Annotated in this window: 11 protein-coding genes; 6 read left to right on the plus strand and 5 right to left on the minus strand. The window is 72.8% G+C overall.

Translation table 11 applies throughout. The features are described 5' to 3' along the window. Positions 1-179: 179 nt before the first annotated feature. The 4 genes from ACFVH0_RS22325 (at position 180) to ACFVH0_RS22340 (ending at position 5,614) form a co-directional block, all read left to right on the plus strand. A complete protein-coding gene (locus tag ACFVH0_RS22325) occupies positions 180-1,544 on the plus strand; it encodes an MFS transporter (protein WP_385822580.1) in 1,365 nt (454 codons plus the stop codon). 103 nt (positions 1,545-1,647) lie between these two features. Then, positions 1,648-2,964: a hypothetical protein gene (locus ACFVH0_RS22330; protein ID WP_385822582.1), complete on the plus strand. Its 1,317-nt coding sequence runs from the start codon at positions 1,648-1,650 to the stop codon at positions 2,962-2,964. Next, positions 2,961-4,091 carry a DUF917 domain-containing protein gene (locus tag ACFVH0_RS22335; protein WP_385822584.1) on the plus strand — a complete coding sequence of 377 codons (1,131 nt, stop codon included), beginning with the start codon at positions 2,961-2,963 and terminating at the stop codon, positions 4,089-4,091. The genes ACFVH0_RS22330 and ACFVH0_RS22335 overlap by 4 nt, the downstream gene beginning before the upstream one ends. Further along, positions 4,085-5,614 carry a helix-turn-helix domain-containing protein gene (locus ACFVH0_RS22340; protein WP_385822586.1) on the plus strand — a complete coding sequence of 510 codons (1,530 nt, stop codon included), beginning with the start codon at positions 4,085-4,087 and terminating at the stop codon, positions 5,612-5,614. The genes ACFVH0_RS22335 and ACFVH0_RS22340 overlap by 7 nt, the downstream gene beginning before the upstream one ends. Before the next feature lie 117 nt (positions 5,615-5,731). Here ACFVH0_RS22340 and ACFVH0_RS22345 read toward each other — a convergent pair whose 3' ends face one another. The 5 genes from ACFVH0_RS22345 to ACFVH0_RS22365 all read right to left on the minus strand — a co-directional run bounded on the left by ACFVH0_RS22345 (position 5,732) and on the right by ACFVH0_RS22365 (position 12,251). Continuing rightward, complete coding sequence (locus tag ACFVH0_RS22345; protein ID WP_385822587.1) at positions 5,732-7,429, minus strand: hydantoinase B/oxoprolinase family protein; 1,698 nt, start codon at positions 7,427-7,429, stop codon at positions 5,732-5,734. Further along, positions 7,426-9,468, minus strand: coding sequence for a hydantoinase/oxoprolinase family protein (locus ACFVH0_RS22350; protein WP_385822588.1), 2,043 nt, complete (start codon positions 9,466-9,468; stop codon positions 7,426-7,428). The genes ACFVH0_RS22345 and ACFVH0_RS22350 overlap by 4 nt, the downstream gene beginning before the upstream one ends. A gap of 110 nt (positions 9,469-9,578) precedes the next feature. Further along, the gene (locus ACFVH0_RS22355) at positions 9,579-10,043 is read right to left on the minus strand and encodes a nuclear transport factor 2 family protein (protein WP_385822590.1); all 465 of its coding nucleotides are present in this window, start codon (positions 10,041-10,043) and stop codon (positions 9,579-9,581) included. 85 nt (positions 10,044-10,128) lie between these two features. Next, positions 10,129-11,412, minus strand: a complete 1,284-nt coding sequence (locus ACFVH0_RS22360) for an aspartate aminotransferase family protein (protein ID WP_385822592.1) — start codon at positions 11,410-11,412, stop codon at positions 10,129-10,131. Further along, on the minus strand, positions 11,409-12,251 hold the full coding sequence (locus ACFVH0_RS22365) for a nitrilase-related carbon-nitrogen hydrolase (protein ID WP_385822593.1): 843 nt from the start codon (positions 12,249-12,251) through the stop codon (positions 11,409-11,411). The genes ACFVH0_RS22360 and ACFVH0_RS22365 overlap by 4 nt, the downstream gene beginning before the upstream one ends. Before the next feature lie 379 nt (positions 12,252-12,630). On the opposite strand from ACFVH0_RS22365, the gene ACFVH0_RS22370 reads away from it, so the two are divergent. Both ACFVH0_RS22370 and ACFVH0_RS22375 read left to right on the plus strand, forming a co-directional pair. Next, positions 12,631-13,899, plus strand: a complete 1,269-nt coding sequence (locus ACFVH0_RS22370; protein WP_385822595.1) for an aminotransferase — start codon at positions 12,631-12,633, stop codon at positions 13,897-13,899. A 149-nt stretch (positions 13,900-14,048) separates the two neighbouring features. Continuing rightward, positions 14,049-15,086 carry a Rieske 2Fe-2S domain-containing protein gene (locus ACFVH0_RS22375; RefSeq protein WP_385822597.1) on the plus strand — a complete coding sequence of 346 codons (1,038 nt, stop codon included), beginning with the start codon at positions 14,049-14,051 and terminating at the stop codon, positions 15,084-15,086. Positions 15,087-15,095: the final 9 nt, after the last annotated feature.

Consider the following 15,095-nt stretch of genomic DNA (forward strand, 5'->3'; position numbering starts at 1 on the left):
TTACCGTGGCGGTTCCCGCCGGCGCGGCCCCTTCCCGGGCCGCCGGGGCACACAGCACAGCGGCCCTCCCCTCCGCTGTGCGCTGCGCACAGGTTCCCGCTCCCGGGCCTGTCTACTGTGCCGCCATCCCCAATCGCCGAGGGGCGATTCGGCCGGTACGAAAGCCAGGAGGACAGCCGGTGAGCGCGACAACCGCACGTTCCGGTGCAACCGGAGAACCCCTGGAGACGGGGCCGGGCCAGGCCGCCGGGCCGCGGCCCATCGGTTCCTACTTCGAGGCCATGCCGCTCGGACGCGCCCATGTACTGGCGGCGCTGGCCCTGTTCATGGCCTTCGTCATCGAGTCGTGGGAGCAGCTCGCCCTCGTCTATGTCTCCGGCGATCTCGGTGACGCGTTCTCCATCGACACCGGCCGGATCGGCTGGGTGCTCTCCGCCGTCGCGCTCGGCATGATCCCCGGCGCGCTGGTCTGGGGCCCGGTCTCGGACCGGATCGGCCGGCGCGCGGTGTGTCTGTGGAGCCTGTCCGCCTACGGAGTCGTCGCGCTGGCCTCCGCGTTCTCCCCGAACTTCACGGTCCTGCTGATCACCCGGGTGCTGTCGGGTCTGGCGCTGGCCGGGATCTACACGGTCACCTTCCCGTACTTCCTGGAGCTGCTGCCGTCCCGGATGCGTGGCCGGGCCGCGGTCTATCTGTCGATCGGCTGGCCGATCGGGGTACTGGCCGCGGTCGGCGTGACGCAGTTGCTGGGCGGCCTGGGCTGGCACGTGGTTGCCGTCGCCTCCGCCCTGGCCGGGCTCTGGGTCTTCGCGATCCGCGCCTGGGTTCCGGAATCCCCGTACTGGCTGGCCGCGCAGAACCGGCACGACGACGCCGCGGCCGTGCTGCGCAGGCTGGGCGCCGACGTCCCCGACGGCACCCGCTTCGCGGTCGTCGCGCCCGAGCGCTCCGGACGGCCGGTGGAGCTGCTGCGTGGCGGGCTGCTGCGGATCACGGTCCTGATGCTCGTCGTGAACTTCACCTTCAACTGGGGCTACTGGGGCCTGCAGACCTGGCTGCCGACGCTGCTCCAGGACAAGGGCCTCAGCATGTCGGCGAGTCTCGGCTTCGTCGCGCTGAGCGCGCTGTTCATGATCCCCGGCTATGTCTCGGCGTCGCTGCTGACCGGACGCTTCGGCCGCAAGAAGGTCTTCCTGCCGTACGTGGCGCTCGCCGCGATCAGCGGAATCTTCTTCGCCTACTCCAGCTCCATGACCGAGCTGTACATCGCCAACTTCGCCCTCGCCTTCTTCAGCCTCGGCGCCTGGGGCGTCTGGAACACCTGGAACGGCGAGTTCTTCCCGACCGCGCTGCGCGGTACGGGGTACTCCTGGGCCACCGCCGCCCAGCTCGTCGCGACCTCCCTCGCCCCGTCGGTGGTCGGCTTTCTGCTGGCGCAGGCGACCGGGTTCTCCACGACGATCCTGTTCATCACGGCCTTCCTGGTGGTGGCGCTGCTCTTCGCCGCCCCGCTGCCGGAGACCGAGGGCCGGGACCTGGAGTGACGGCCCGGACCGTGGCACCCATACCGGCGCCTGCCCGGCCTGCCGCCCCGTACCGGCCCGGCAGACGCTCTCCACGGCGCGGTCCCCGGGACGTGATGGCAGGATGACGCAGGTGAGACTGGGTGTGGACGTGGGGCGTACGACGACGGTCGCCGTGCTCGTACGCCCCGGCGGTGCTCCGGCGGTCCATGCCGTGGTCGATTCGTCGGCCTCCCTCGACCGCTCGCTGCGCGATGTCCTCGACGCGCTGGACGGCCTCGGGAACGCCCCGTACGAACGTGCCGATGTCGTCTGTCTCACGACCGATCTCGACCGAACGCCGGGCACTGCGTCGCCCGTCGCCGTGCTCCGCATCTCGCCCGCCGCCCACCCCGCGCTCGGCCCGTCGCCGCGTCCGGGCGGGCTGACCCGGGTGGTCGCGGGCGGCTCGTCGCTCACCGGCCGGCCGCTGGCACCGCTGGACCGGGCCGGTGTCGAGGCGTTCGCCCGGGAGGCCGGGGCGGCGTCGATCACCGCGTTCGCCGTCTGCGCGGCCGGGTCACCCGCCCGCCCGGAGCCCGAACTGACCGCGGCCTCCGTGATCGCCGGCCTGCTGCCCGGTGCACACATCACCCTCTCGTACGAGATCGGTTCCCCCGGCCTGCGCGAGCGCGAGAACGCCGCGGCCGCCAACGCCGCGCTCGGTTCCTGGGCCGAGCACCTCACCGGCACCGCCGAGCGGACGCTGCGGGCGCGTGGCATCACGGCCCCGCTCTTCCTCGCCCGGGACGACGCCGGTCTGGTCTCCGCCGAGTACGTCCGCCGCTACCCCGTGATCGCCACCGCCTCCGCCACGGCCTGCGCGCTGCGCGGAGCCGCGCTGCTGGCGGACGCCGAGCGGGCCGTCGTGGTGGACGCGGCCGGCTCCGCGATCCGCTGCTCGGCCGTCGCGCACGGCGAACTGGAAGCCGGGGACGCGGGCCCGGGGCCCGGCGGACTCTGGATGGACGTGGGCAGGCCCCGCCCGGACACCCTGCCGTTCGGCGGCGAGGAACCACCCGCGGACGCCCGGCAGCGGGTGGACGCGCTGGTGGCCGGTGTGCTGGAGCGCTCGCCGGGCAGCACGGTGCTGTACGCGGGCGGCGCGGCCCCGCTCTTCGGGGGCACGCCGGACGGGATCCGGGCAGCCGCGTACGGCGCGGCGCGTGCGGACACCCGGGTGGAACTGGAACAGGTGGTGGTCGCGCCGGGCCGCGCGGAACTGGACCGGGTCATCGCTCTGGCCCGTGACCAGGCACTGGCGCGGGTCGTGTCGGCGGGCGCGGCGCCGGGCGGGGCCCGGGTCGCCCGGACCGTCCACACACCCGTCTCGTATCTCCCCGGCGGGGTGCACCGGATCAGGGTCCGGGCCGTGGGCGCACCGGCGGGAGCGACATCATGACCGGCGCACCGGCCCAGGTGGACGCCGCCGTGCTGGAGCGGCTGGCGGCCGGGTCGCTGGTGCTGGCGGCGGGCGCGGCCGAATCGGCGTTCCGGGTGGCGCTGGACTGGGCACGGGCGTCGGTCGCCGCACACGGGCCGGTGCGGCTGCTGGCCCCGGACGAGCTGAGCGGGTTGCGGCTCTGCGTGACCGTGACACTGGTCGGCTCGTCGGCGGCGCTCGCCGAGCAGCTGCCGACGGGCGCGGAGACAGTACGGGCGGTGCGCGCCCTGGAACGGCTGCTGGGTGCCCGCGCCGATGCGGTCGTCGCGCTGAACACGGCCGGTGAGAACGCCCTGCTGTCGGTGGCCGCGGCAGCCGACTGCGGGCTGCCGCTGGTCGACGGTGACGGCTGCGGGCGGGTACTGCCGCTGCTGGAGCAGTCGACGTTCACGCTGGCCGGGGTGGCCGCGGCGCCTCTCGCGCTGGCGACCCCGTCGGGCGATGTGGTCGTGGTGGAGTCGGCGGGCGGGCGGGTGGAGGACCTGGTGCGGCCGCTCGTGCCCGCGGCCGGCGGCTGGGCGGTGGCCGTCTGCTACGCGATGCCGGGCGAGGTGCTGGCCGCATCCGTGGTGCCGGGCACGGTCGGCCGGGCGATCCGCGCGGGCTCGGCCCGGCCCGGCAACCTGTTCGCACCGTGGTCGCCGCGGCGGCTGTGCCGGGGCAGGATCACGTCGGTGGAGCACCCGGACGGCGCCCAGGACGATCCGTACGGCTACGGGCCGCCGGAGCCGGACGGCCCCACCGGGCCCGGTTCCGCCCCGCCGTGGCCGGCGCTTCCGTCGAGGCCGACGAGTGTGCTGATCGCCGAGACGGAGGGGATCGGCCGCCACTTCCGGCTGGAGGCGCACAACGAGGTTCTGCTGGCGCTGGCGGACGGGGCACCGATCGCCGCCGCCCCGGATCAGATCCTCATCCTTTCGGCCTCCGCCGACCGGCGGGTGCTGGACGTGGAGCGGGCGGTGCCGGGGGTGGAGGTCGAGGTGGTGGTCATCCCCGCCGCGCCCGCCTGGCACACGCCCGAGGGCCGTCGGCTGGCCCGTACCGGCGCGGTGGACACCCCGGGCACGGAGGAGGAGCCATGGTGAACCGGCCGGTCCGCGAGGGCCCGCTCACCGTCGCGGAGCTCGTCCAGCAGGGACGGCTCGCCGGGGTCCGGATGGCCGGGGCGAGCGGGCGGGACGCGGAGGTCCGCTCGGTGCGCATCGTGGACCGGACATCGGTGCTCGACACGGTCGAACCCCATACCGCGGTCGTGCTGACCGGGCGGGTCGCGGCGGCGGGCTGGACCGTGGAGATGGCACTGCGCAAGGCCTGGGAGCACGCCGCGGCCTGCGTCGTGGTCACCGGGGCGGCGGGCCGGCCCGGTTCCGTGGGCGCGCTCGCCGACCGGCTCGGGGTGCCGCTGCTGGTCATCGACGAGGACGCGCTGGACGCCGCGGTCCGGATCGCCTCCGCGGTCGCCCGCCCCGACGCCGGGCGCACGGCGCTGGTGGCCCAGGCGGCCCGCGCGCTCGCGGACACGGGGCCGCACGCCGGGCGGGTGCTGTCCGCCCTGCACGCGGTGCTGCCGTCCACGGCGGTCGCGCTGACCGGGCCGACGGGTGAGCTGCTGGCCGGCCGGCGGGCCGCGCTCTCGGAGCAGGGCGGTGCGCTCACCGTCCGGGTGGAGGTCCCGGACGGTGCCGGTGGCTCGCTGGGCACCCTGGTCGCCCGGTCGGGCTCGCGGGTGGCGGGATGGGGCGAGACGGTGCGAGACGTGCTGCGCCTCGCGGTCGCTCCGCTGACCGCCTGGTGTGCGGTGCGTCGCCTGGACGACGAACGGACCGGCCACCGCGCGGCGTTGCTCCTGCATCGGCTGCTGGAGGCGGGCGCCGGGGCCGCGGGTGATGACGAATCCGCGGGGAACGAGCGTGCCGAGGCGGCCGCGCTGGGCTGGCCCGCCCGGGGCCCGCTCGTCGGCTACGCGCTGCGTCCCGTCGCCGGCTGGGACGGCCCCGATCCCGGGCCCGCGCTGCGCGCGGTCTGGGCCTCGGCGGGGCCGGGCGGACCGCTGATCGCGTACGGACGTTGCTGGGTGGCCTGGCAGTCGGTCGCCCCCGCGGACGGGGTGGATCCGCTGGAGGCGGCGACCCGGCGGCTGGCCGACGCGCTCACCGCGGTGGCCCCCTATGTGCCGGTCGCCGGCGGGGTGGCGGGCACGGCGGCCTCGTCGGCGGCACTCGGCCCGGTCCTGAACGACGCCTGTGCGGCGGCCGGGGTGGCGGCCGCCGGGGAGCCGGGGAGAGTGGTGCGGGGGGACCGGATGGGCGCGGCGCAGCTCCTGTCCGCCGTGCCGGCCGAGATGCTGCGCGGTCCGGCGGAGGTGGTGCTCGCCCCGCTGCTCGCGGCGGACCGGGACGGCACCCTGCTGCGTACGCTGGCGGTCGTCCTCGACGCGGGCGCTGCCCCGACGGCGGCGGCCGAGGTGCTCGGTGTGCACCGCAACACGGTGGCCGCCCGGCTGGAGCGCATCCGCGCGCTGGGTTTCGACCCCGACGACGCGTCGCAGCGGCTGGCACTGCATCTGGCGTGCCGGGTACTGCTGCGCGACGAGGGCGCGGCGTCCTGAGAGCCGTTGCTCCGCGGCTCCATTGCCCGACTGCCGGGGAACGGGGAACGGTGTGGGGACACGGCAGTGGCGGAAGAGCCCGCCGCGGGCTCTTCCGCCACCGTCCCGGCCGGTCCGTCAGGCGCCGTACACGGTCTTTGCGTGTCCGGCCGTCAGCAGGCCCTGCCGGACGTCCTCGGCCACTTCCTCGGCCGCCCGCTCCCCCGCCGGGCCGTAGCCGCCGCCACCCCCGCTCTCGCACCGCAGTACATCACCCTCGCGCACATTCAGCGCATTGGCCTTCAGCAGTGAACGCCGGTCGTCACGGCCCGGGTTGAGGGTCACCCGGGGCGCCGCCCCCGCGGTGCCCCCGAAGATGCCCCAGGCGGGGGTGACCGACCGCTCCCACCACAGGGAGAGCTGCTGGTCGGCGGCGAACCGGTACTGGCGCACCACTCCGTTGCCGCCGCGGGTACGGCCGGCGCCCGCGGAGTCGGGGCGGATCGCGTACTCCTCGACGCGTACCGGGAACAGGGTCTCCAGTACCTCCACGGGCATGTCGCGCAGCGAGCCGTTGACGTTGTTGATCAGGCAGGACTCGCCGTCGGACGCCTCCCAGGCACCCCAGCCGCCGACCGTCGCCTCCTGGGAGACGAAGAGCTTTCCGCTGCGCGGGTCGGTTCCGGTGAACTGGACGATCATCGAGTCGCCGTAGCCGGCGGCGGCGGCGCGGTCCGGTACGGCCGGGGCGAGCGCCTTGACGACCAGGTCGATGACGAGGCCGAGATGGGAGTAGTAGTACTGGCAGGCGGCCGGTTCGACGGCGGCGAGCATGCTGCCGGGCCGGGTCAGTACGTCGAGCGGCTTGAACGACCCTCCGTTGAGGGGGACTTCGCCGCTGACGAGCAGTTTGTAACCGACCCGGCAGGCCGCGACGGTCTGCGCCGCACCGCAGTTGACGGGCCCGGTCGCCTGGTCGGCGCAGTCGGTGACGTCCATCGTCATGCGGTCGCCGTCGATGGTGACCTTGACGGTGACGCGCAGGGGCGTGCCGAGGTCGATACCGTCGTTGTCGAGATGTCCCGTGGCCTCGTACACGCCGTCGGGGATCGCGGCGATCTCCCGGCGTTCCAGCCGTTCCGTCTGGGCGAAGATGGCGTCGCGGGCTGCGAGCACGGTGTCCACGCCCCATCGTCCGACGATCTCCGCGAGTCTGCGGGCTCCGGTCCGGGCGCAGGCGACCTGGGCGCGCATGTCGCCGAGGGTGGGGTGCGGGAACCTGACCTGACGTGAGATCAGGTCATGGATGAGTACGCAGGGTTCGCCGTCCTCGTAGATCTTCAACGGGCCCATGCGCAGGCCCTCCTGATGGATCGACGTGGAGTCCATGGAGCCGCCGGGGTCCTTGGAGCCCATGTCGATCCAGTGGGCCCGGGAGGCCGCGAAGCCGACCAGTTCGTCGTTCACGAAGATCGGGCCGTAGACGGTGACGTCGTTGAGGTGCGTGCCTCCGATGTACGAGTCGTTCAGCACCCACACGTCGCCCGGTTGCCAGATCCCGGCGCCGTACATCCGCTCCGTGGCGCGGGTGCACTCCTCCAGGTTGCCGAGGAAGATCGGCAGGCCGGAGGACTGGCCGAGGACATTGTGATCGCGGTCCAGGAGTGCGACGGCACAGTCCTTGGCCTCGTAGATGGTCGGGGTGTAGGAGGACCGGATCAGGGTGGTGTTCATGTCCTCGGCGGCCTGGAGCAGCGCGCAGCGGATGATCTCCGTGGTGATCGGGTCCACGGCGGCCGTGGCCGGTCCGTCCGCGGTGTTGGTGCCGGTGGTCATGCGACGCCTCCGAGCTTGATGACGAGGAATCCGTTGTCGTCCACGGTGACGGTGGCGTCCGGGGGGACGACGGTGGTGGAGGTGGCCTCGACGATGACGGCGGGGCCGGGGATGTACTGCCCGGGGGCGAGGTGTTCGCGGCGCAGTACGGCGGTGTCGTGCGCGGTGCCGCCGAAGACGACCGGTTTGACGGCGGCTTCGGCGGCTTCGCCGGGCGCGGCGGCGTACGGGACGGCAGCGAGTTCGGGGATCCCGCCGAGCGCGGTGGTGCGCAGGGTGACGAACTCGACGGGGGCCTCGGGGGTCGCGTGGCCGTAGCGGCGTTCGTGGAGCCCGGCGAAGCGTGCGGCGACCGATGCGAGGAAGTCCTCGGCGGCGGGCTCGGCGGGGCCCGTGAGCGGCACGGTCAGGGTGTAGTCCTGGCCCTCGTACCGCATGTCGACGGCGTGCTCGATACGGTGCCGATCCGCCGGTACGCCCTGCTCGGTCAGGGCTTCGGTGCCCTCGGCCGCCAGTTCGGCGAGGGCCTCGGCCATCGCCGTGCCGTCGAGGCCGGCGCCGGGGGTGAAGAACTGGAGCGTGAGGTCGCGGCGGACCTCGGTGCCGAGCATGCCCCAGGCGGAGAAGGCGCCGGGGAAACGCGGTACGACGACCTCCTCGATGCCGAGCTCGCGGGCGATCTCCACGGCGTGCATGGGCCCTGCCCCGCCGAAGGCGAGGAGTACGAACTCGCGTGGTTCCAGGCCGTGTTCGACGGTGAGCGTACGGATCGCCTGGGCCATCTTGGCGTTGGCGACATCGCAGATGCCGCCGGCCAGCTCGACGGGGTCGAGGCCGAGGACGGAGGCGAGTTCCGCGACGGCCCGGTGGGCCGCAGCGGCGTCGAGGGTCATGTGCCCGCCGGCGAACCAGTCGGGGTCGACACGGCCGAGGACGGCGTTGGCGTCGGTGACGGTGGCCTGCGTGCCACCGCGTCCGTAGCAGGCGGGCCCGGGTACCGCGCCGGCGGATTCGGGGCCGACGCGCAGTCCGCCTCCTTCGGCATAGGCGAGGGAGCCGCCGCCCGCGCCGATGGTGTGCAGGTCCACGAGCGGCATGAGGACGGGGAAGCCGTCGGCGGCGCCCTCGTTGGAGATGTTGGGGCGGCCGTCGAGCACGAGGGACACGTCGAAGGAGGTGCCGCCCATGTCGACGCAGATCGCGTTGGGCCGGCCCAGCAGCGCGGCGGCCGAGACTCCGCCCATGGTGCCGCCGACCGGCCCGGACAGCAGGGTCTGGAGGGGGTGGCGGCGGGCGAAGGAGGCGTTGACGACGCCGCCGGAGGACTGCATGACCTGTACGGGAACGGTCAGCCCGTGCGTGGCGAAACGGTCCTCGATCCGGCCGAGGTAGCGGCGTACGACCGGGCCGGTGTACGCCTCCAGGACGGCGGACGAGGTGCGTTCGTACTCACGCCATTCGCGGGCCACCTGGTGGGAGAGCACGATCATCACGTCGTCGCCGAGTTCCTCGGCGAGGATCTCGCCGGCCCGCAGCTCATGGGCGGGGTTCACGTAGGAGAAGAGCAGCGCGACGGCGACGGCGTCGAAGCCCTCGTCGCGGGCGCGGCGGGCCGCGGCCCGTACGGCGTCCTCGTCGAGCGGGGCCAGTTCGGTGCCGCGCGAGTCGAGGCGGCCCCCCGCCTCGGCGGTGGCGTACCGGTCCACGAGCGGTACGGGCTTTCGGTAGTGCAGGTCGAACATGCGGTCCCGGTTGCCGCGGGCGATCTGGTAGACGTCGCGCAGCCCCGCCGAGGCGAGCAGCAGGACGCGGGCGCCCTTGCGTTCCAGCAGGGCGTTGAGGCCCTGGGTGGTGCCGTGGACGAAGAAGGAGATGTCGGCGGGGTCGTCGACCGCCCGGCCCAGCGAGGAGAAGACGCCCTCGGCGAGGTCTCCCGGCGTGGTGGGGGTCTTCGCCGCTTCGAAGGTGCCGCGCGTCTCGTCGTACGCGACGACATCGGTGAATGTGCCGCCGATGTCCATGGCCACCCGGTAAGTCATGTCGCCTCCCGGCTTTCTCAGGGGAATGGCGTGACGCTATCGGCGGGGCGCGGCGGGCGGCTGTGCGCTGCGCACGGTGCAGGGGATCCGGCCGTGCGCAGCGCCCGGGGTCAGCCGGCGGGCCCCGGCTGCCGCACGTCCTCGTGGAGGTGGACGATCCGCCAGGACGCCCCGGCCCGGTGCAGGATCACGGTGTTACGGATGAGCTCGGGACGGTTCGGGGCGCCGTCCGGGGCGGGGGCGAAGTCGACCCGGAGCCAGAAGCGCAGGACGGCGATGTCGCCGAAGACGTCGACGGTGCGGTCGTACGCGGTGAGGCCGGTCTCCTGCGGCCCCTCGCCGGCCGCCGGGCGGGAGTCGCGGATCCGGTCGAGGTCGGCCTTGCCGAACAGGAGCGGGTCGGCGGCGGAGTCCCAGACGGTCGCCCCGGGATCGAGTGCCCGGTCGATCCCGGCGCGGTCGCCCGCGTCGTACGCCTCGTACATCGCGGTGAGGACGGCCCATACCGCGTCGGCGTCGGCAGCCGACGCACCAGGCCGGGCGGTGGACGGGGCGGGGTGGGGGTTCTCGGACATGGTGGTGCTCCTGAGCGGATCCGGGGGTACGACGGCGGCCAAGCTACACAGCCACCGGCCGGGCCGCCGCCCGCACCCCCGTCGCTCAGTCCACCGAGCGAAGGGCCTCGGCCAGGATCTCCGCGCCCTCCTCCGCCTCCGGGATGGTCAGCGAGAGCGGTGGCGCGATCCGCAGCACGCTGGTGTTGTGGCCGCCGCCCTTGCCGATGAGCAGACCGCCCTCGCGGGCCGCTTCGAGCACGGCCGCGGCGGCCTCCGGGTTCGCCTCGTCGGTGCCGGGTTTCACCAGTTCGATGCCGATCATCAGGCCCCGGCCGCGCACCTCCCGTACGCAACTCGAAGCCGCGCCGATCGCCCGCAGCCGCTCGATCAGCAGACCGCCGACGCGCCGGGCGTTGCCCTGCAGATCATGTTCGAGGAGGTAGGAGAGGTTGGCGAGACCGGCCGCCATGGTGACCGGGGAACCCCCGAACGTCGAAATGGAGTTGGCGTCCAGGCAGTTCATGACCTCGGCGCGGGCTACGACACCGCCGATCGACATGCCGTTGCCGATGCCCTTGGCGAAGGTGAGGATGTCCGGCGGGCCGTTCTCGGCGTGCGCCTGCCAGCCCCAGAAGTGTTCGCCGGTGCGGCCCCAGCCGGTCTGCACCTCGTCGGAGATCCACAGGACGCCGTGCCGGTCCAGGACCCGGCGGAACGCCGCGTACAGCCCGTCGGGCGGCGAGGTGAATCCCCCGACGCCCTGGATGGGTTCGGCGATCAGTGCGGCCGGTGCCCGGGTGTGCCCGAGCAGGTCCTCCAGATCGGCGACGCAGGCCCTGATGAACTCCGTGTCACCGAGGTGCTCGTACGGCCCCCGGGTGCGGACGCCGCCGTGCACGTACAGCGTCTGCAACGGCGACAGGCTGGTCGGCGACCAGGCGTTGTTGCCGGTGATGCCGACGGCGGAGAACGACCTGCCGTGATAGCTGTTGCGCATGGCGAGGACCTGGTTGGACCCTCGGTAGGTGGTGGCGAGCAGCAGTGCCGTGTCGTTGGCCTCGGTGCCGGAGGTGGTGAAGAAGACCCTGGCGTCCGGGATGCCGGAGAGCGTGGCGACGCGTTCGGCCAGCTCCACCATCGGCCGGTTGAGGTAGAGCGTGGACGAGTGGATGATCCGGCCGGCCTGCTCACCGACCGCCTTGGTCACCTCGGGCAGGGCATGGGCGGTCATGGTGGTGAGGATGCCGCCGAAGAAGTCGAGGTAGCGCCTGCCGTCGGCGTCCCAGACGTGCCGGCCCTCGCCGTGGGTGATCTCCAGGGGACGCTTGTAATAGAGCGCCAGCCAGTCGGGGCTGACGGCGAGATGCCGGTGGTGCAGGCTGCTCACGGCTCCACCAGTCCTTCGTACGCGTCGGGGCGGCGGTCCCGGTAGAACGCCCACTGCTGCCTGACCTCGTCGATGAGACCGAAGTCGAGGTCGCGGACGACGAGTTCCTCCTCCTTGTCGCTGGCGACCTCACCGACGAACTGGCCGCGCGGGTCGACGAAGTAGCTGGTTCCGTAGAAGTCGTTGTCGCCGTACTCCTCCTGGCCGACGCGGTTGATCGCGGCGACGAAGTACTCGTTCGCGACGGCGGAGGCGGGCTGTTCCAGCTGCCAGAGGTAGCCGGAGAGGCCGCGCGAGGTGGCGGACGGATTGTAGACCAACTGGGCGCCGTTGAGGCCGAGTTGGCGCCAGCCCTCGGGGAAGTGCCGGTCGTAGCAGATATAGACGCCGACCTTGCCGACGGCGGTGTCGAAGACGGGCCAGCCGACGTTCCCGGGCTTGAAGTAGTACTTCTCCCAGAACCCCTTGACCTGCGGGATGTGGTGCTTGCGGTACTTGCCGAGATAGGAGCCGTCGGCGTCGATCACGGCGGCGGTGTTGTAGTAGAAGCCGGCCTGCTCGACCTCGAAGACCGGCACGACGATCACCATGCCGGTCTCGCGGGCGAGTTCCTGCATCCGGCGGACGGTCGGCCCGTCCGGGACGGGCTCGGCCCAGCGGTAGTGCTCGGGTTCCTGCACCTGACAGAAGTAGGGGGCGTTGAACACCTCCTGGAAGCCGATGATCTTCGCGCCCTGACGGGCGGCCTCGCGGGCATGCTCCTCATGCTTGGCGATCATGGATTCGGTGTCGCCGGTCCAGGTCGCCTGGACGAGTGCGGCGCGTACGACTTGGGACATGAGCTGCTCCTTCGACGCGGCGTCAGAGAGCCTCAACGCGTTTCTACGCCCGTAGACACGTGCGTAGAGGAGAACGTAAGCCCCGTCACACAGCGGGGCAAGACCATCGCCGTGAACCGGCTGAGTCGATCATGTTTCACACCCGTGCGGTCCACACGCCCAGCCGGTCGGGCGGCCCGGCGGCCGGCACCGGGGAGCCGGAGAGGGCGGGAACGCCGGGCAGGGAGGTGTGGTCCGCCATGCCGGGGACCGGAACACGGGGCACCGGCATCCGGACGGACCCCCCGGCTGCCGCCTCCCGCCCCGTCGACCTTCCGCGCCGGTTTGTATTCTCGGCAGAAGCCCCCGATCAGAGCGGCACCCTGCGAGAGGAAACACCATGACCACCGAGCTGAGCCCCGACGCCCTGTCCGGGCTCCTCGACCGGGCCCGTCAGGACTACCAGGACCTGGCGGGACTCGGACTCTCGCTCGACCTCACCCGGGGAAAGCCCGCCCCCGAGCAGCTGGACCTCTCCGAGGACCTGCTGAGCCTGCCGGGCGGGCGGCACACCTCCGCCGGCGGTGTGGACGTACGCAACTACGGCGGGCTCCAGGGGCTGCCCGAACTCCGGGAGATCTTCGCCGGGGTGCTCCAGGTGCCGGCCGACCAGCTGCTCGCGGCCGGGAACTCCAGCCTTGAGCTGATGCACGACTGCCTGGTGCACGCCCTGCTGAGCGTGGTGCCGGGCGCCGAGTCGCGCTGGGTGGACCAGGAGCGGATCGCCTTCCTGTGTCCGGTGCCCGGCTACGACCGGCACTTCGCGCTCTGCGAGCGGTTCGGGATCGACATGATCCCGGTGCCCATGACCGCCGACGGCCCGGACATGGAGACCGTGGAGCGGCTCGTCGCCGAGGACCCGGCGATCAAGGGCATCTGGTGCGTCCCGAAGTACAGCAACCCGGACGGCGTCTGCTACAGCGACACGACCGTGGCCCGGCTCGCCGCCATGAGCACCGCCGCCCCCGACTTCCGGATCTTCTGGGACAACGCCTACGCCGCCCACCACCTCACCGACGAGCCCGTCGAGATCGCCGATCTGCTCGGCGCCTGCGCCGAGGCCGGGAACCCGGACCGGGCGTTCGTGTTCGGCTCCACGTCGAAGATCACCGCGGCGGGTGCGGGCGTCGCGTTCTTCGGCTCCTCGCCCGCGAACCTCCAGTGGCTGCTCGGCAACAACGCCAAGCGTTCGATCGGCCCGGACAAGGTGAACCAGCTGCGGCACGTCATGTTCCTGCGGGACGCCGACGGGGTGCGGGCTCACATGGAGCGCCAGCGCGCCCTGCTCCGGCCCAAGTTCGAGGTGGTGGCCCGGATCCTGGACGCCGAGCTCGGCGGGACCGGTCTCGCGACCTGGACCTCGCCCAAGGGCGGGTACTTCGTCACCCTGGAGGTGCCGGACGGCTGTGCCGGGGAGGTCGTACGCCGGGCCGCCGAGGCGGGCATCGTGCTGACCCCTGCCGGCGCCACCCACCCGTACGGCAACGACCCGCGCGACGCGGTCATCCGGATCGCGCCCAGCTACCCGGGGCTCGCGGAGCTGGAGCAGGCGATCGCGGGGCTCGCCGTCTGCGTCAGGCTCGTGGGGTACGAGTCGCGGGCCCGCTAGGGTCTTCCGTCCGGATCAGGGCCGCGGTCGCACCGGCCTCCCGTCAACTTCCTTCCAATTCCTTCCCGTTCGAGTGAGATGTGGTTTTCGGGGAGGATCCCGGAACAGCCTGGGCAGTGTCCGCAGGACCTGTTCCGGAAGGGGAAGTGGTGGGATTGTCACGCGAGTTCGGGCGCGCCATCAGCGAGGGGCCGACACCGGCCGACGTCGCGGGCGCGCCCGCTCTGCCTTGTCCGAGCGGCTGGTCCGCGCTGGCGTTCTCCGAGGAGCTGCGGCCGGGCACCGTGCTCACCCGCCCTTTGGCGGGCGAGGACGTGGTGCTGTACCGGCTCGGTACGGGGGCGGTCCGAGCCATCCGTCCGTACTGCCCGCATCTGGGCGCCCATCTCGGGCTGGCCAAGGTGGAGGGGGACGATCTCGTCTGCCCCTTCCACTTCTTCGCGTTCGGCCCGGACGGCGCGTGTGTGCGTACCGGATACGACACGAAGCCGCCGAGGTCGCCGTTGTCACAGCTGCCGGTCCTGGAGGTCAACGGCGCGGTTTTCGTGTGGCGGCACCACGACGGCCGGGCTCCGGACTGGACGATCCCGGCCTGGCACGAGATCGGTCACCGGCCCGCCCGCAGCGCCGCCTGGGAGCTGGCCGGCAATGTACAGGAAGTCATCGAGAACTCGGTGGACCTGGGGCATTTCGCGACCCTGCACGGCTGGGCCAGGGCCGAGATCGGCGGGCCGGTGGTCTACGACGACGCCTCGTTCCATGTGTCCATGCGGGCCCACGAGTCGGCGCCGCTCCTGGGTGACTTCGTCGTCGATGTGGAGGTGGACGGGTACGGGCTCGGCTGTCTGCACGCCGATGTGCACACGGCCCGGCTGGGTCTGCGGATGTGCACGATGGTGATGCCGACGGCGATCGCGCCCAACCGGATGCAGTTCCGGCAGCGCAACCGCATCGCCTTCGCCGAGCCGTCCCGGCTGCCGGCCCCGCTCGCCCGCGCGGTGAGCCGGACCGCGGCCAGGGTGCTGGACCGCGCCGTCTTCCGGTCCAGTTGCGAGTTCACCGCCGCGGACTTCCCGATCTGGAATCACAAGCAGTACCAGCAACCACCGCGGCTCGCTCCCGGCGACGGCCCGATCGGCCCGTTCCGCCGCTGGGCCCGGCGGTTCTACCCGCCGCAGCCCGAGTAGCCGGTCCGG

It is taken from the genome of Streptomyces sp. NPDC127117 (genome assembly GCF_042677325.1).
Lineage (GTDB): Bacteria > Actinomycetota > Actinomycetes > Streptomycetales > Streptomycetaceae > Streptomyces.